We start from the raw sequence: 18,037 nt of genomic DNA, 5'->3' as shown, positions 1-18,037 counted from the left end.
TTTTATCTATCCCCATGGCACTAAAAATATCAGAGAAAAGCCCGTTATTTAGATCAACGGTATCATTAGTAATGATAAGTAAACGTGTTGTATCCGGAAATTGAACAGAATGCTCGCCTTTTAACACAGCAGGCTTACGAAGTACCCACTGACGAATTCCAAGTTGGGATAACATTCTGTCTTTACGGCTCATTATGCTTACCTATCAAGTGTAGAACAACGGTACATAGTATCAGAGGGCATAAACTACGCCAATAAATAGCGTCGGTTTCTTTATATCTGATATCATGCGTCTCATGTTTTTTAAGGAGTAATAATCATAATGTCCTCACTGTCCCCTGCTAGCGAAGTTATTCTTCGTCATCTAGATCATTTCGCAGACAGGCATGTCCTTATTGCAGGTGATCTTCAAGATACTTTCGCGGCGCAAATTCAGGCGAAAAGTGTCAGAGCATATACCAACCAATATCACCAGTGGCTACCATTACTAAAATCAATGGGTGATAACGCACTCTTCGGTTTAGTTGCGGATCAATCCTTTGTGAAATATTGCAATACTTTGATCTATTTTTGGCCTAAAAATAAAAGTGAAGCCACTTTCCAACTACGTAGTCTCTGCTCTAACTTACAAGTGGGTACTGAAATTTTCATCGTCGGTGAAAACCGTAGCGGTGTAAAAAGTGCCACTGAATTAATGAACGGCATCGCTAAACTTAAAAAAATAGATTCTGCACGCCGTTGTAGCTTATTTTTTGGTACTCAAACATATCAAACACTGTTTGATCGTAATAACTGGTGGCAAACTTATCGCCATGACGATCTTACCGTAATGGCATTACCGGGAGTCTTTAGCCAAAATGCATTAGATGACGGTAGCCGTTTATTACTTTCAACTTTTGATGATGCAATGGTTGGGGATTTACTGGATATGGCATGTGGTTGTGGTGTGCTTGCAACAGTATTAGGTAAGAAAAACCCGATGTTGAAACTGACATTATGTGATGTGAATGCGGCGGCAATTTCTTCTAGTATCGCTACCTTAAACGTGAATGAATTAGAAGGTCGAGTGATTGCAAGTAATGTCTATTCAGCCGTTGAAGAAACGTATGATTGGATAATTTCAAACCCTCCTTTCCATGATGGTTTAGGCACAAGTTATGAAGCCGCTGAAGATATTATTCGCCTTGCACCAAATTACTTGAAAAGAGGTGGAAAATTACGCATTGTTGCCAATTCGTTTATCCCTTATCCAGATATACTGGATCATGTATTTGGCTCTCATGAAGTGCTTGCATCAACAAGTAAATTCAAAGTTTACCAAGCAACCAAGAAAGACTAATCACAAGCCCTGCTTAAAGTAGGGCTTAATTTTTGAGACTACCCATGATAGGTGATAAAAAGCGTCATTAAGCTATAGGTCAACACAACGCCAGCAGGGATCATCACCCACATCTGCAATTTCTTATGGAATAACATCAATGTTGATAGCAGCATTGAAACAACTAAAACTAACGTAAATGCAGATGTTCCAGCAATAGAGTGCATGATGACTGTGAGTAAAGAAGAGACAGCTAACATTTCCCATAAACTGATACGAGATGTCCAAGAAGCGGCTGGAGATAAGCGTGTTGATTTAGCCATAATAACTCACCATTAATGATAATGATTTTCATTATTATATATAACACTAGTGCTAAATCAACTTATATAAAGAAAAAAAACTCTCTATACCCTTAATTTTTAAAGGGTTAAAGAAAATAACCGAGTATAAAAATAAAAAAATGCTTCACCGTTCTTACAATACAGCATTTGATAATAGAATAGAATTTGCTAATCAATTAGCCGTTACTCCTGTCTATTAAATCAGAAAATAAATTTATTTTTCTGTTAATTAACGAGTCTTTTTTATTGTTGCTGATTCACCTGTTCTGATGATGATTCACTTCGTTCTAGTGCGTGGTAAGCCACCGCACAGAATAAGGAATTCAACCGTTTCATATCACCAAGCAAACTGGTATGCAGAGAACTGGTTTCAATACTTTGCGTATTATGCAAATGAAGACGCTCTACATGTGCAAACGAGTAACGTTGGTTGAGTAAACGGAAACGATGTTTTGCACGACGTAATTTACGAGCATGTTCCATGTTGCCGGAAACAAATACCGACATCGCCAGATTCAGATTACTTTGTAAACGCTCAAGCAATGTCTGTAATTCACGACGCCCTTCCTCCGATAAAAATAAGTGGTGATTTAAACCCTTGCTCACCACTTCTGCTGACATACGCGCGATAATAGCGGAGGATTGTTGTAAATTCATGGCGGTATCAATAATTTCCGCCCAACGTCGAGAATCTTCAGTTCCTAGATCATGCTGTTGAATTTGTGCCATGTACAATTTAATGCTGCTGTGGAGTAATTCTACCTCTTCTTCTAACTGGCTAATTTCTCTTTTCTGCTGACGATCGCCTTCCATTAAGGAAATAAAACGTTGCAGCATTTGTTCAACAACATCACCTAATCGCAGTGATTCCCTAACAGCATTAGCGATAGCTAAAGAAGGCGTATCAATTGCAGATTGATCTAAATAGCGAGGCGCCATTTCAGATCCTGTAGACGGTAATTCAGGGATAAGCCTCTGACAGAACTTCGCCATTATGCCGACAAAAGGGATCATTAAAATACAGCGAACAAGGTTATAAATAACATGAAAATAGATAACGACTTCAGCCGGCGAAAAGCCATATTGCTGAATTTTATTTGCAATAAACGTTATCCAAGGTAAAACCAGCAATGCACCAATCAATTTAAAGAATAAGCTTCCCAAAACGACTTGCCGAGAAGCCACGCTTTGCCCTCGGCTACTCATTAATGCGAGTAATCCACTTCCAATATTTGAACCAATCACGATACATAAACTGATATACAGAGGCATAAGCCCTGTTGCACTTAGTGTCGCAGTCAATAACACGGCGGCAAGGCTTGAGTAACTCACCATTGCAAACAAGGCCCCCACCAGTAACGCCAAAATAGTATCGCCACTAAGAGAGGTAAAAATTGCTTGAACTGCACTGGCATGCATTATGGGCTCTGCTGATGTCACAATCAGTTGCAACGCGAGAATAATTAAACCAAGTCCAATACCTACTCGCCCAAGTTGTCCAACTCGCTCTTTTTTACGGCTTAGAAAAGTGATCACCCCGACAAGAATAAGCAGTGGAGATAACCAAGAGAGATCAAATGTCAGCACTCGCGCCATTAACGCAGTACCCACATCTGCACCCAACATAATCACCAGTGCCGGTGTAATCGAAATCAGCCCTTGCGTCACAAAAGAGATAACCAAAAGTGCCGTCGCATTACTGCTTTGGACTAATGCCGTTACTCCCACCCCCGCAAGGAAGGCGTTGGATTTCTTATTAATACTTTTACCTAAAATTCGGCGTAAATCAGATCCAAAGACACGCATGATGCCTGTACGAACAATATGTGTTCCCCAGACAAGAAGCGCGACTGATGAGAGTAAATGAAGCAGTGTCAGCATAGAAAGAATAACCTTATTTTTATCGTTGTTTGTTTGACTCTGTTCTCCTTCAATCTCATAAAAAAGAGAAAGACCACGAGCAGATAATCTGTCTGAGAAAAGATTTTTTACGGGTAATGCCTTAATAACGTAGAGCGTTATTAGACAAAAAGATATTGCAACTTAAGTACAATAATCAATGGAGAAGTTGAGAATATTACAGAAATTAACATATGAATTCTGTTGATTATAACAGAAAAAGTATCACTTTCAAAATTAGCCTATAAATAACTCATTGATTTATTTTTAGTTATTAGAAATACAATAAAAAAACGCGACCAGAGGGTATCTCTCTAAGTCGCGCAAAAATACAACAATTTAGTAAGGCAATTCGACTACAGATTCAGACAGACTATAAATTCAATTGAAACTTACTTCAGACCCATCGCATCACGCATTGTGAAGAACAAGTCTGTTTGGTCAGTTAACCCAACCACATTAGCCGCATGCGGGCCATAAGCAGCCACACGTAACTGAGCCCCTGTGTGTTCTTGGGACTCTTCTTCAGAGTTACCGTAATTCACCACCATAACTGCGCCATCTTTCGTAATAAGCGCCTGTGTTAATCCGCTTGATTTCACATCCGCTTCAATAATTTGGCTTGAATGGGCATGATCAGCAGTCACGATAATCAGGGTGTCGCCGTTTTGCTTAGCAAAATCTAAACCAATTTGTACGGCTTCGTCTAGCGCAACGGTTTCACCAATTTGTCCACAAGGGTTAGCATTATGATCTTGCTTATCAATAGAGGCACTTTCGACTTGTAAGAAGAAGCCATTTTCATTGGTTTTCAATACATCGATGGCTTTTTTAGTCATTTGTGCCAGTGTTGGCGCATTTGGATCGAGTTTAGCGTTAGGTTTGCACTCTAAAGGGGGATTGTTCAAATTACCATGATAAGTCGCTTTAGGACCTTCCCAAGCCACAGCCATATTTCCCTCATGGAACAAACCTAATACCGGTTTATCTTGGTTCGCAAGCGTAATCGCTTCTAGTGATTTAGCATCTTTCACGATTTGATAACCACGTTCAATCGCTTGCTGTTCTAACGTTTTACCTTTGTATTCGCCTGCAGCTGCAGTTTGAGCAAAACTTTTCGCACCGCCCCCTAATGTGATATCTGCACGAGTGACTAAAAGTTGCTCAGAGATGGAACCTTTACCGCCATTTTCTAATGCGTTTGTTGAGCATTTTTCTAAAGTCTCAACGGGGCCATAGCATTTACGTCCTGTCACATGCGAAAACAGCGCCGCTGGTGTCGCATCTTGAATTTCAGATGTCGTCACGTTCCCTGTTGCCTTTCCATTGGCTTTTGCTAATTCCAAAATAGTTTGGTGATCCTTACCAAACACATCAATTCCTAATGCACCATTATAGGTTTTCACACCTGAAGCCCATGCTGTTGCAGAAGCGGCAGAGTCTGTTACATAGTTAGGTTTTTGGGTTTTTCTATCTAAGGCATAGTGTGTGTATTGACCCGTTATCGGTAAGGCATCGATACCTTTAAAGAAACCACCTGCACCTTCTGCGTAGTTACGTGCAACAGTGATTTCAGAATCCCCCATACCATCACCAATAAAGAGGATCACATTTTTCGCTTGGTTATTATGTAAGGCTGCTTTTAATGCCTCAGTTTGATCTTGAGTCATACGGCGAGCACCGCCAAATTCCGTGATATTACCTTTTGCTGCGCGATCTTGTGCCAAAATGGCATCAGCAGCAACGGGAGCTGCAAAAGAAGAGAAACTCGCGCCAGCCAATAGTGTTGTTACAATAACGGATAAAATAGAACGTTGGTAACGATGAGACATAGCTTTTTCCTTGCACTCTAAAGTAAAAAAACAGGATTAATGTTTTAAGTCAGGAAAAGCTTACGGCAGTTAAATGACAGAGAAATGAAGAGTAAAAGCGATTTCGATGACAGCTTTATGACAAGTTAATGACAAACAGAAAGCTTATAACGCTAATGCAGGTATAAGCTTCTGTTTTATTAAAGCATATCGTTAAGGTGGGATCTTAAACTAGTCATTCTCTTGGGTTAATACTTTGGCCCCCAAATACAGGGTTTCACACCAAGAAATATAATCATGCCCACTGGCCATTTCGAGCGATTTAACCGGATAGCCTTTTTGCTCTAAAACTTGTTTCAAGTGGCGATTATTATTTAAAATTCCGCCTTTATCACCACGGCTTTCAAATAACCCAGCCTCTAAGAAAAACTGTAATGGCTTTTTGTCTGCTTGCTCAAATTGTCGAATAAGCCATTCAGGCTCTTCATTTTCAGGTGCCCACCAATAAGAACCAGACATACTCAGCACTTTACCAAAACGATCAGGGCGATTAAATGCGACCCATGAAGAGGCTAATCCGCCATAACTTGAGCCTGATACTATCGTTTCTTCTCCAGATACGTGAATACCTTTCTCTTTTTCTAGCCAAATAAATAACTCATCTGCCAAGAAGCGGTAAAAATCAGGATTTGGTGGTAATTCAACACTACGGCGATCACTATCAATGCTATCAACAAATAAGATCATCATAGGTGCCAATTTACCTTCTTCGATCTGTTTATCAAAAAAACGATCAATTCCATATTGCCGACGATAAGTTTGACCATCAAATAAGACTAAGATCCGCGGTACTTCCATTTTTTGAGCTGGCAGATAAAGGGCTATTTCACGATCATTATTTAAGATCTCACTGTGAAAACGAACAATCTCCGTCTTGCCTTTCATTGTTCTATTAAGAATATCGGGCAATTGGCATTCACGTTTACTGTCTAACGACAATAACGAAAAGTGATTATAGATATCCTCAGATTGACTTGGAGAGTTTTGGGAATTAAACGGATCGGCCTGTGCTGTGGTTAAAATTGCACGACGTTGCTCAAATGGCGCTGAATTTTCAATAACAGGGACATCAGGCGCTAACTTATATTGCATTAATGTATCGTTAGGCACGATATAACTACGATACCAAATATCACTATTGGCTAAATGCGTTAATGGATCATGATTACCATCAGGTGACCCCAACAAATAGACATTCTTTTTTGCACCTCGCCATAAAAAAGTCACTCGCTTTTTATCATTATCATAAGGCTCAATCAGAGGAGCACCTTCCTGATGTATTTGTTGCCAAAATGCCTGAATATTTTGTTGATCAAGTTGTTTGGCGAGTGTTTGTAAACGGGGGCTTGTTGGCGCAATACCAGCATCTTTATCTAACGGTTGATAAGGCTGTGTTGTTAGCGTGAATTGCCACTGTTTTTTAGCTTCACCTTGTGCAACCAATTGATAATTCGCAGTTTCAGGTAATAAAAAGCGTACTTTCTGTTGTCCATCAGCAGGAATATCTTTTAATAAACGACGAATATGAGTGCCGTCTTGTTTCTCTAACCGTAGATTTTGTATCCCTTTTACGTTTAATTCAACATAACGCTGGCTTTCTAAATGAGTGGTAAAACACAACGTATTGTTGTTATCAAACTGACCTGTCATTTCTTTATTTTCAGTTACTGCTAAGCAACTTGCAAAGCTGGGAAAAGAGGCCATCAATGCGCATATCATCAGAGGAATTCTCACTTTATTTCTCATTATTAACTATTGTGAGAGATAATAGTAATGATAATAGTTATCAATTCAATAAAAATTAACCGTGTACAAATTTAAAATAAATTGAGTACCTCAGTAAAAAATAATAAAAACCTCCTCAATTATTTTGGTTATTGAGGAGATTTTCTTTCTAAGTTAATTAACGTTAAAACGCACCTATTAACGTTCTTCTAATGGATAGCTACGGAAGCTCCATAATCCTAGTGCTTTTAAGCCATCACGATAGATACCTTGTATATCTGATTTGCTCGCTTTTTGTAATTCAGCTAATGGCTTATCAGGTGCAACAACTGTTAAGTAGGTAATGTCACTTGGACCACTTTGCCAACTTGCAATAGTAAAAATCGCATCGGCACGACGAACATGGCTACCCGAGCTAATAATAACGGCTGTTTTAATCCGGTGCTTAGTTAAGGCATAACGGCTAAATAACGCATTTTCAACTGTTGTACGCGCGTAATTATCTTGGAAAATACGCTCTGCTGGAATACCATTTTTTACCAGCCAATCTGCCATTAATTTTCCTTCTGTTTGATGTGCTTTAGGCACACCTCCCGTGACAACAATCATAGCGTCAGGTAATTGCTTAGCCACTTCTAAGGTTTTATTTAGGCGTTCAATTAAAATCTTATTCATCGTGCCATCAGGATTTAACGCATACCCTAATGTCACAATCGCGTTGTTATCTTTGGTTTTATTTAATTTTGCTAAATCAGCAGGGGTCAATTTATCGCTTAATGGCATTTTACTTACGCGATCAATCTGCGCAAAGAAGCGGCTGATCTCTTCAGCTTTAGCGGGATTTAATGATTTTAATTTATTGAAATACGCTTCGCTTTCTTTGTCTTTTCCTTCAAACCGTGTCCATGAAGCGACATAGATTAACGCATCAATATCATCAGGTGCGGCTTCTAGAATTTGCTTATAAATAGTGACAGCACGTTCAATTTCATTGTTGTAAACATAAGCACTGGCAGCACTAAACAGTAAATCTAGGCGATAAGGCTCTAGCTTATAAGCTTGTTGTAATTTTTGCGCTACCGTCTCCATATTTGACGGTAATTTTCCCGTAAATCCAGCATCAGAAACACGAGCTGGTGACTTAAAGGCGTCTAATGCATCTTGGATCAAGCTATCAACCGTTTGACGCTGAGAAACATATTGCTGATAGCTATTATCAGGTTGATGAACTTTTTGATAAGCCAATGCATTGGATGAAACGGTAAAACCTAAAGCAGCAATCGCTAACGAAATGACCGTTTTCTTGATATGAAGTGAAACACGGGAAGGTTGCGCCATTATCTTGTCCTTTTACGAAAAATAGTCTGCTTCTTCATCTGAGCGAATGAAGATAGAGAGTGTGACTCCTCACACCTAATGGCAAAAGAAATACACACTGATAAATCTATACCTGTTATCTATAATAGAGATCCTCACATTAATTTTCAGTAACCTTTTTCACCTTATTGAAAAAAATAGCATTATTACGTAGATAGCTTATTTGACAGATTTTTTTATGTATTTTTATCTTTTGGTCAGTGCTTTTGTTCTGATAGGGCATCAATGATAAAGAATGATAAATAAAAGGGATTTACTCTGAGAGAAGATCGTTGAGTTTTTAGATCAGTGATTATTTTTATTCTAAAATGTAAAAACGCCCCTTAAGGCGTTTTTTAATTATATTTTTACTCAATATGTTTTGATTGCATCATCAATAATTCTCTGACTAATTCAACGCAACTTAAGAAGCGTTCGTCATAATCAGGAGAGTTAACTTTGATATACTCAATATTGTTTTTATCGAGCATTTCCATGAGTAAGGTTTGAAAGCGACGACGTTCTTTATCACTGCCTAAACTACGTAAACCATCCGCTACCCATGGCGTATTATTTTCTAAAACAATAACCAAATCAAAACGATATTCGTCAATTAATGCTTGAACAAAGGGGTGCTCTTTACCTTCATAACGTAAACAAAACGCTTGTGTAGTCACAAAATCCGTATCAATGAAAGCCACTTTATTAGCATATTTAACAGCAAAATCAATATATTGAGCCTGCCCTAATGCAATTTTATCGTAGTCCGAATATTGCAATGCCATTTCGTCTCCGCCTAAATGAGAGAAAACATAATCGCGGCCATATTCCCATGCACTCGTCGTATTGAAAATATTAGCAAGCTTGTTGACTAATGTTGATTTACCGCTAGATTCGCCCCCTAAAATAGCCACGGTACGAACAAAGAAAGGTTTTACTTCTGTTGGAATATATTCCCAATATTTAAAAGGGGCTTGGCGAATTTGACTACCACTGATATTCATAAATGAGCGTTCAGGATCAATCAATACCGTTTCAATACCTAAGAAAGCATTGTATTGATCTGCGTCGTCACGTTCACTGGTATAAATAAAATCAGGCGTAATTTGTTTTTCACGTAAAAACGCTTTTATCCCTTCACTCCACATTTCCCAACCATGAGGTTGTGGCTCTATACCGTGTTCATCAAACTCATGAATACGAATATTTTTTTGATATTTAAAGGTTTGTAATAACCAACGCAATCTGTCACTGACCGTAGGCTGTTGTGACATAGCACTGTTGATAAATAGGTTTTTATCACGAGGCTCGTCATGACATAAAATGACATGTAATTCATCAACTTGACTACAAGCTCGTTGAATTAAATAAATATGCCCCGTATGAAGAGGATAGAATTTACCAAAAATCACACCAATTGTTTTCTTTTTCACGGGATATTCTAATCCTAAAAATTGGTGTAATGCCGACATTTTTTGTGCACTGGGACTTTTGATTTTATTATTAATCAATTGGCTAAGATAGCCTTTTGTCATATCACTTTCATCAGCAACGTGTTGTAATGTATATCCATTTTTTCTGATAGCCTGTTTGATATAATCAAAAGGTCCCATGTTTTTCTCCTTTAGAAGTCTTCTAAATCGTCAAGGACAGATAATGCATCCGACAGCTTTTTCACCCCATACACTTTCATATCGGGTGGATTTTTCTTTGGCATGTTCGCGCTAGGGACAATGGCTCGTTTAAAACCATGTTTAGCTGCTTCGGCAATACGCTCTTGTCCACTCGGTACTGGTCGAATTTCACCCGCAAGGCCGACTTCACCAAATATCACTAGATCACGTGGCAAGGGCCGATTACGAAAACTGGATACTAATGATAATAACAAGGCTAAATCTGCACTCGTTTCTGTCACTTTCACCCCACCCACAACGTTAACAAAGACATCTTGATCAGACATCTGTAATCCACCATGGCGATGTAAAACTGCCAGAAGAATAGCCAGTCGATTTTGCTCTAATCCCACGGCTACACGGCGCGGATTTGATAGCATAGAGTGGTCAACTAAAGCTTGGATCTCAACCAATAAAGGTCTTGTGCCTTCCCACACGACCATGACAGAACTGCCTGATGTCACTTCATCACCACGGCTTAAAAAGATAGCAGAAGGATTACTGACTTCTCGTAATCCTTGCTCTGTCATTGCAAAAACACCTAATTCATTCACAGCACCAAAACGGTTTTTATGACTGCGTAAAGTACGAAAACGAGAGTCTGTTTCACCATCAAGCATAATAGAGCAGTCAATGCAATGTTCTAATACTTTTGGCCCAGCAAGTGTGCCATCTTTGGTAACATGGCCCACCATAATAATGGCAACATCATTGGTTTTAGCAAAACGTGTAAGATAAGCCGCCGTTTCACGAACTTGGGCAACACTTCCCGGTGAAGATTGAATATCTGCCATATGCATCACTTGAATAGAGTCAATCACCATCAATTTAGGCTGTTCTTGTGAAGCAATTAAACAAATTTGCTCAATACTGGTTTCTGATAACATATTGAGCTCAGCAGTTGGTAAACCTAACCGATGAGCACGCATTGCAACTTGCTGGAGCGACTCTTCACCTGTGACATACAATGTTTTCATTTCCGTGGCTAAACGGCACATGGTTTGTAGCAATAAGGTACTCTTACCCGCCCCCGGACTTCCCCCGATTAAAATGGCACTTCCGGGTACCACTCCGCCCCCTAATACGCGGTCAAATTCTTTAAACCCTGTCGAAAAACGGGGTAATGCTTCAAGGCTGATTTCAGAAAGCTTTTGAACTCGGCTAACCCCTTTCGCATCCCCCGCAAATCCACTAAAACGCTCAGTACGGGAAGAAGGAGCTGCGGCAAGTCGGATTTCTGTAATTGTATTCCACGCATGGCAAGCAGAGCATTGCCCTTGCCAACGAGGATAATCTGCACCACATTCATTACATACAAAGGCTCTTTTTGCTGCTTTTGCCACACTTCTCTCCCAACTATAACTATTTTAGAAAAATACGCTTAGCGCTCTTCGTGTTTTAAACCACCACTTAAAACGCACATCACCCCCATTAAATCGGCATGACGAATAGCGACTTTCGCTTGAGCATACACTTTCGGCTTTGCATGATAAGCAATGCCCAGCCCTGCTTTTCTCAACATTTTAAGATCATTCGCGCCATCACCAATAGCAATAGTTTGCTCTATGGGGATATCTAAATCTTTAGCTAAACGCACTAACACTTGTGCTTTGTATTTCGCATCAACAATAGTGCCCTTTACTTTACCTGTCAGTTTGCCATCTTTAATTTCAAGATGATTAGCAACGGCTGACACTAAGCGTAATTTTTGTTTTAAATTATCTGCAAAATAAGTAAAACCACCTGATGCAATCGCGATATGCCAATCCATCGCCTGAAGTTTTCGCACTAAACTTGTTAGTCCAGGCATGAGCGGTAATTCATCCATCACTTTTTGCAAAATAGAAGCATCAGCGCCTTTAAGTTCAGCAACACGAAGTTTTAAGCTTTCACTAAAATCCATTTCACCTTGCATCGCACGTTCTGTAATTGCCGCCACTTTATCGCCGACACCCGCAAGTTTAGCAATTTCATCAATACACTCAATTTGAATCGCCGTAGAATCCATATCCATCACTAAAAGCCCAGGAGAACGCAAGCGAGGGATCTCACCTAATGGAACGACATCTAAACCACATTCATCAGATAAGCGACGAATTCGACGTGTTAGGCTACCGGCAATACGTACCACTTGGTAATCATCAATACGCCATGAAGAAACCACAACGATCGCCACACCTAATTTATGTTGGAACTCACTGATCCTTTTTTTATCAAGTTCACGACCGTAAAGTAACCATCCACTATCGCCAGCACGATAATCCAGTGGCATCACCTCTTCACCACTGAGTGATAATGGCAGACCTGGCCATTTACGGATTTCATCCGGTAAATAGCAATAGGTCAGACTATTTGACATACTTATTCTCCTGTTTTCCCCTGTCTGAACAAAATAATCGTTATTCAGCCTATTCTATCTCTGGCTCATCTGGCAACATGCATATACTTGCTTACGCAAAAGGATGAACATGCTTAAAGACAAACTAAAATTCAAACTCCAAAAAACGGCGATTATACTGATTTGTATCGCACTATTGGCATTTCTTATGCAAGGCGCGTCTTATTTTAGCCGTGCCAATCAGCATGCCCGTATTACCCAGTTTGAAGAGCTTGCAAAAACACTGGCAGAACAAGTTGCGTTCTCTTTATCCACTTATCTGGATGACAGTAGCAAAGATAACGTAAATCCCCTCATTATGACTAATTTAAATCATCTGACTCACAATAGTCGGGTACTTGATGCCAGCCTTTATTTAGAAGATGGTACACAAATAGCGCATAGTGGTGAAAATGTCACTGTTAAAGAACGATTAGCACTAGAAGGGCAAAAAAGTGGGGGTTCGTTTAATCATCAACTTGTTGTGCCAGTCCCCGGTAAAGACAAACCCAAAGGGTTTCTAAGACTCACATTAGATACCCATCAGCTTGTCACTGAATCAAGCCAAGTTGATAACACAACAAATTTATTACGCGTGATGTTATTGGTTGCACTTGCCATTGGCTTTTTGCTTTCTCATAACTTGCTTCAATTAACCCCTGTTCATTGGCAACAGTCGCCCTACTTATTAACGGCTAATTTACCGCCTCGTACTGAAAAAGAAGGGGGGGATGAAAACGAAGATATTGATGAAAAAAGCAGTGATGAGAATGGCAATACCGAAGAGAAAGATAACGACACCCAAAACAGATCAGATAAAACATAAATTCGTATTCTATTAAAAACAATCTATAGGTGAGTTGAGTAATTAACTAAACTCACTTTTTTACATCTACATTATTTAAAGCAACTTAGATATATCTAATTTATGCGTATTTTTGTGCTATTTCCTTAATCTTTAAAGGGGTTTTGTTTAAAGTCACGGTAAATTTTAGCCAGACCATTAACCTAAAAAGATAAGCTTTAAATCTTTTTCTTGCTCTTTTGAGTACTGTGAGGTGGTTATGACTGAACAATCTGTTATCCAACGTTGTCAACAAATCGTAGAAAACCCAACCCTTTCGCCAGAACAAAAACGCCATTTTCTCGCATTAGAAGCGGAAAATATGTTGCCGTATCCATCACTTCCTGAAGATGCAGCAAACGCGCTTAATGAACGGGTTATTTGTGATATGTATGAAGGTCATGCCCCTTATAAACCACGTTATGTTTTACCTGATTACGCAAAATTTTTAGCGCAAGGTTCTCGCTATTTAGAACTTGAACCAGCACAAGATTTTGACGATGCCTTAAACATGCTGACTATTCTTTATCATCATGTTCCTTCTGTGACCTCTATGCCCGTTTATTTGGGTCGTATTGATAAAATCCTACTACCTTATGTAGGAGAACTGACTGAAGAACAGCTCTATCCAAAATTAAAACGCTTTTGGCGCTATTTGGATAGAACACTTCCAGATGCTTTTATGCACGCCAATATTGGCCCAGAAGACTCGGTGCTTACGCGTTTAATTCTTAAAGTAGATGTTGAGCTTCAGCAAGTCGCACCTAATCTCACATTTATTTATGATGCAAAATCAACGCCTGCTGATTTACTTCATCAAGCTATCACCAATATTTGCCACAGCAGTAAGCCTCATATTGCTAATGGTACGTTGCAAGATGCGGTATTTGGCAAAGATGAATACGGCATTGTGAGTTGTTATAACTCTCTGCCTCAAAGTGGTGGTGGTAGCACCTTAGTGCGTATAAACCTCAAAGAGGTTGCACAGCGTAGTCAAAATAGCCTCGATTTTCTTAATAATGTATTGCCTTTTTATATGCAAAAACAGATTGAGATCATTGACGCCCGTTGTGAATTTCTCTATGAAAAATCCAACTTTTTTAAACAAAGCTTTTTGGTTGAAGAAGGTTTGATCTCACCTGATCGTTTTGCGCCAATGTTTGGTATTTATGGCATGGCAGAAGCCGTTGCACTTTTACTTGAAAAAGAAGGTAAAAATGCCGCGTATGGTGACAATGAATCTGCTAACAAACTGAGCTATATGATCAGCGAAAAATTGTCTCAGTTCGTCACTGAAACACCTGTAAGATATGGTTGGAACCACCGAGCAATGTTACATGCTCAATCGGGTATTAGTTCTGATATTGGTACAACGCCTGCAACTCGAATTCCTTATGGTAAAGAGCCAGATCCTGTTACTCACTTAATGACCGTTGCGCCTCACCATCAATTTTATACCTCAGGGATCAGCGATATTTTAACGGTTGATGAAACCATCAAACAAAACCCAGATGCCTTAATGCAACTCTGCTTAGGGGCATTCTCTTCTGGATTAAGAGAATTTACCGCCAATGTGGGGGGAAATGATCTCGTCCGTGTGACCGGTTATATGGTCCGCTTATCTGATTTGAAAAAATATAAAGAAGAAGGTTCTCGCTTAAATACCACTTGGTTAGGTGATGAAGCGACTGCAAACTGCCATATTGCTGAACGTAAACCACGAGTTATCAGTCATGAACAGCAGATGCGCTTCGATAAATAAGATACTGCCCTTTTCTTGTGTAGATGGCCCAGGCAATCGTCTGGCCATCTTCCTACAAGGGTGTAATCTTCGCTGTAAGAATTGTCACAATCCCTACACCATTGGGATTTGTGACAATTGTGGCGACTGTATTCCGACTTGTCCACAGCAAGCGCTTTCATTACAAAATAGTGTGATAAGTTGGAATAGCACCAGTTGTGAGCAATGCGACACTTGTATTCAGCAATGTCCGCGTCAATCAAGCCCGATGACATTAACCTATACTGTTGATGAACTAATGGCTATTACACGCAAATATGCAGCATTTATTAATGGTGTAACCGTCAGTGGTGGTGAATCCACACTACAACTTCCTTTTTTGATTGATTACTTTAAAGCGATCAAAGAAGCTCCTGATCTTAAACACCTTACTTGTTTAATCGACAGTAATGGCACGCTTTCCCTTAATGGTTGGCAAAAAATCGCACCTTTTATGGATGGTGCTATGATCGATTTAAAAAGTTGGAATGAAGATACTCATATTTATTTAACGGGTCGCGGTAATCAACGGATTAAAAAATCAATCAAATGGTTAGCAAATAATAATTTGCTTACAGAATTACGCCTTTTATATATCCCAGAAAAAACAGATTATTTAGAAAATATCGAATCACTTTCTCAGTTTATTAATTCACTTGGTGAATCAATATTGATTCGCATTAATGCATTTCATCAACACGGTGTGTATGGAGAAGCCGTAAATTGGCACTCAGCGAGTGAAATCGACGTTAATTTATTAAAAAACGAACTTAATAAAAGAAATATACATTTAATAAAAACACCCAACGTATATTCATAAGTAAAATATATTAAATTAAAAACAACAAATTCATAATTAATAATTTATTAATAATAAAAATTAATTTTTTTAAATAAAGCACTTCAATATTGACAGGTTTATTCGTTCAAATTAATCTTCGAAAACCTGCAAAATAGATGGAGTCATTTCTTATGCTTATAAATATAAATAAATTAAAAATTTCAATTATTATATCGCTAATCATCGCGCCTTCATTAAGTCATTCAAAATATATCACCTCTGAATTAATAGAAACATCACCTATTAATTTTAATTTTTATGAGGTAAGTAAAAATAATTTAATTTTATCTACTAATTTTTATCATCATGGAAAGCTATCATCTAGAGAAACGCCCAAAATATTATCGTCAAAACATTCAAACATTATCATTTTATCTACTAATAATAAAAACAGTATAAGTTATGATGCAGGCATTAAATTTCAAGATTTAGAAATAGAGCACTATGATGATATAAATTTCCTTTCGTTATCAAAAGAAGGTCGCTACATTACAGGTCATGGTAATCGCCTTAAAAGCAAAGAAAAAAATGCATTAAAAAAATTTTTCATCTATGACACTTATCTTAAAAAAACGCATCATTTTAATTTAAAAGAAGATATTTATTATGATAAAGAAGACTATTTTTTCACAACAGAAGATGGAAAATTTAGTCTTTATGCTGATTATTTAGTAGAATATGAAGCCATAAAAACAGCTAATAATAACTACCTTCCCTATAATAAAATGGCCTATTTTATTTATGACAATAACACTAAAAAAACAATACCATTAAAAGAGATTGAAAACTCAGATATAAATAATCATCTAGAAAAAAATAGATTTAAAACTTTTCATAAGTTGGATTTTATTAATGAAATTATAGATAAAAAACCCATCATTACAGGTGTTTCTTTTGATGGGAAATATTTATATGGTACTTTAAATAAGTCTTCTACCATTTCAGAAAGCCAGCCTGCTTTTATTTATGACTCTATTAATAATACTATTAATTTCATTTCGAAATCAGAATATGGCAATGCAAAAATCAATGCAATATCAAAAAATAACATTGCTGTAGGTTGGTTAGAAGACAGTGTTTACTATAATCATGAACGTACTCAAAGACTACTTCGACAAGCGTTTATTTATAATGCAAAAGAAAATAAAACTATTATCCCTAGTAAAATAACACCTGATAATAATGATCATTATAACTCGGAGGCAACGGGGATTTCAGACAATGGTAATATTATTGTAGGTTGGACAGAGCAAGGCTATAAACGAAATATTAACAGAAGTGTTGATTATAACAAAGACTTAGAATCAAGATATCCCAGAAATGCATTTATCTATTTTAGAAATGATGATACTTCATTATTACTTCCGAACTTAAACCATTCCAATGAATTAGAATCAGAGGCACATACTATCTCAAGTGATGGCAACGTTATTTTTGGTGTTGCTAACGATAGAGATAACAACTGGAAGCTGGTTAGTTGGAAAATAGAAGAGCCCGATAGCACTTATAAAATGAATAAAGATTATCAGTCATTCATTGCTAAAAAAGATATTTTATCGATGAAAAGTATTGTTGATAATCTAGCTATAGAAATTAACCAAGAAAAAGAAAAAATAAAACTTAACCTAATAGAGCAACAAAAAGAAGCTGAAAATAAAGTAAAAGAAGCAAACTTAAATAAATTAAGTTTAGAAAAAAAATTAGATGATCCTGATTTATTTAATAAATATATTGGCCAATATACAAAATACAGTAGCGATGAAGAATCAGCACAAGAAGAATTCAATAATATTACAAAATCTTTAGATAACTTCGAAAACTTAGCGTTAACATCAGACATAAAAACTAAAGAATATCAATATAATACATATAAAGAAGCACTCAACATTCAACAAGCTATACTAGGAAATACCCATAAAACAAATGAAGAAAAGGAAAAAATAGAGAAAGACCGTTTAGCTGAGATTGCCAAGCAAAATGCCATTCAAGCAGAGAAAGAGCGCTTAGCT

The 18,037-nt window shown here is 37.8% G+C and carries 14 protein-coding genes; 5 read left to right on the top strand and 9 right to left on the bottom strand.

Annotated elements, in window-relative coordinates; translation table 11 throughout:
- On the bottom strand, positions 1-193 hold a 193-nt coding region (locus INT04_RS18455), incomplete at its 3' end, for a DNA polymerase III subunit psi (RefSeq protein WP_193017517.1).
- 129 nt (positions 194-322) lie between these two features.
- Between INT04_RS18455 and rsmC the strand changes: the two genes are divergently transcribed.
- Positions 323-1,339: a 16S rRNA (guanine(1207)-N(2))-methyltransferase RsmC gene (gene rsmC, locus INT04_RS18450; protein WP_193017516.1), complete on the top strand. Its 1,017-nt coding sequence runs from the start codon at positions 323-325 to the stop codon at positions 1,337-1,339.
- Positions 1,340-1,377: 38 nt separating this feature from the next.
- On the opposite strand, the gene INT04_RS18445 is transcribed toward rsmC, so the two are convergent.
- The 8 genes from INT04_RS18445 to serB all read right to left on the bottom strand — a co-directional run bounded on the left by INT04_RS18445 (position 1,378) and on the right by serB (position 12,545).
- Positions 1,378-1,641: a DUF1435 family protein gene (locus tag INT04_RS18445; RefSeq protein WP_193017515.1), complete on the bottom strand. Its 264-nt coding sequence runs from the start codon at positions 1,639-1,641 to the stop codon at positions 1,378-1,380.
- 264 nt (positions 1,642-1,905) lie between these two features.
- Entirely contained in the window at positions 1,906-3,543 is a 1,638-nt protein-coding gene (locus INT04_RS18440) for a Na/Pi cotransporter family protein (protein WP_193017514.1), read from the bottom strand.
- 410 nt (positions 3,544-3,953) lie between these two features.
- Complete coding sequence (phoA, locus tag INT04_RS18435; protein WP_193017513.1) at positions 3,954-5,393, bottom strand: alkaline phosphatase; 1,440 nt, start codon at positions 5,391-5,393, stop codon at positions 3,954-3,956.
- A gap of 210 nt (positions 5,394-5,603) precedes the next feature.
- Positions 5,604-7,136: an alpha/beta hydrolase-fold protein gene (locus INT04_RS18430; RefSeq protein WP_226894176.1), complete on the bottom strand. Its 1,533-nt coding sequence runs from the start codon at positions 7,134-7,136 to the stop codon at positions 5,604-5,606.
- A 219-nt stretch (positions 7,137-7,355) separates the two neighbouring features.
- Positions 7,356-8,495, bottom strand: a complete 1,140-nt coding sequence (locus tag INT04_RS18425; protein WP_193017512.1) for an ElyC/SanA/YdcF family protein — start codon at positions 8,493-8,495, stop codon at positions 7,356-7,358.
- Between the two features lie 386 nt (positions 8,496-8,881).
- Positions 8,882-10,126 carry a multifunctional transcriptional regulator/nicotinamide-nucleotide adenylyltransferase/ribosylnicotinamide kinase NadR gene (gene nadR / locus INT04_RS18420; RefSeq protein ID WP_193017511.1) on the bottom strand — a complete coding sequence of 415 codons (1,245 nt, stop codon included), beginning with the start codon at positions 10,124-10,126 and terminating at the stop codon, positions 8,882-8,884.
- An 11-nt stretch (positions 10,127-10,137) separates the two neighbouring features.
- Positions 10,138-11,529 carry a DNA repair protein RadA gene (gene radA / locus INT04_RS18415; protein WP_193017510.1) on the bottom strand — a complete coding sequence of 464 codons (1,392 nt, stop codon included), beginning with the start codon at positions 11,527-11,529 and terminating at the stop codon, positions 10,138-10,140.
- Between the two features lie 38 nt (positions 11,530-11,567).
- Positions 11,568-12,545 (bottom strand): phosphoserine phosphatase, encoded by a 978-nt coding sequence (serB, locus tag INT04_RS18410; RefSeq protein ID WP_193017509.1) that lies wholly within the window; start codon positions 12,543-12,545, stop codon positions 11,568-11,570.
- Between the two features lie 109 nt (positions 12,546-12,654).
- On the opposite strand from serB, the gene INT04_RS18405 reads away from it, so the two are divergent.
- The 4 genes from INT04_RS18405 to INT04_RS18390 all read left to right on the top strand — a co-directional run.
- Entirely contained in the window at positions 12,655-13,389 is a 735-nt protein-coding gene (locus tag INT04_RS18405) for a YtjB family periplasmic protein (protein ID WP_193017508.1), read from the top strand.
- A 238-nt stretch (positions 13,390-13,627) separates the two neighbouring features.
- Positions 13,628-15,169, top strand: coding sequence for a YjjI family glycine radical enzyme (locus INT04_RS18400; protein WP_193017507.1), 1,542 nt, complete (start codon positions 13,628-13,630; stop codon positions 15,167-15,169).
- Positions 15,141-16,007, top strand: a complete 867-nt coding sequence (locus INT04_RS18395) for a YjjW family glycine radical enzyme activase (RefSeq protein WP_193017506.1) — start codon at positions 15,141-15,143, stop codon at positions 16,005-16,007. The genes INT04_RS18400 and INT04_RS18395 overlap by 29 nt, the downstream gene beginning before the upstream one ends.
- A gap of 152 nt (positions 16,008-16,159) precedes the next feature.
- Positions 16,160-18,037, top strand: a 1,878-nt coding sequence (locus INT04_RS18390) for a hypothetical protein (RefSeq protein WP_193017505.1), incomplete at its 3' end; no start/stop codon positions are given.

Origin of the sequence: Proteus sp. FME41 (assembly GCF_014897315.1) — a bacterium.
GTDB lineage: Bacteria > Pseudomonadota > Gammaproteobacteria > Enterobacterales > Enterobacteriaceae > Proteus.
This window is presented reverse-complemented; position numbering and strand designations above follow the sequence as displayed.

Excerpts from the sequence above, each read along its gene's own strand:
- rsmC (WP_193017516.1), top strand. The coding sequence starts at position 323 with ATGTCCTCACTGTCCCCTGCTAGCGAAGTTATTCTTCGTCATCTAGAT.
- INT04_RS18445 (WP_193017515.1), bottom strand. The coding sequence starts at position 1,641 with ATGGCTAAATCAACACGCTTATCTCCAGCCGCTTCTTGGACATCTCGT.
- INT04_RS18440 (WP_193017514.1), bottom strand. The coding sequence starts at position 3,543 with ATGCTGACACTGCTTCATTTACTCTCATCAGTCGCGCTTCTTGTCTGG.
- phoA (WP_193017513.1), bottom strand. The coding sequence starts at position 5,393 with ATGTCTCATCGTTACCAACGTTCTATTTTATCCGTTATTGTAACAACA.
- INT04_RS18430 (WP_226894176.1), bottom strand. The coding sequence starts at position 7,136 with ATGGCCTCTTTTCCCAGCTTTGCAAGTTGCTTAGCAGTAACTGAAAAT.
- INT04_RS18425 (WP_193017512.1), bottom strand. The coding sequence starts at position 8,495 with ATGGCGCAACCTTCCCGTGTTTCACTTCATATCAAGAAAACGGTCATT.
- nadR (WP_193017511.1), bottom strand. The coding sequence starts at position 10,126 with ATGGGACCTTTTGATTATATCAAACAGGCTATCAGAAAAAATGGATAT.
- serB (WP_193017509.1), bottom strand. The coding sequence starts at position 12,545 with ATGTCAAATAGTCTGACCTATTGCTATTTACCGGATGAAATCCGTAAA.
- INT04_RS18405 (WP_193017508.1), top strand. The coding sequence starts at position 12,655 with ATGCTTAAAGACAAACTAAAATTCAAACTCCAAAAAACGGCGATTATA.
- INT04_RS18400 (WP_193017507.1), top strand. The coding sequence starts at position 13,628 with ATGACTGAACAATCTGTTATCCAACGTTGTCAACAAATCGTAGAAAAC.
- INT04_RS18395 (WP_193017506.1), top strand. The coding sequence starts at position 15,141 with ATGAACAGCAGATGCGCTTCGATAAATAAGATACTGCCCTTTTCTTGT.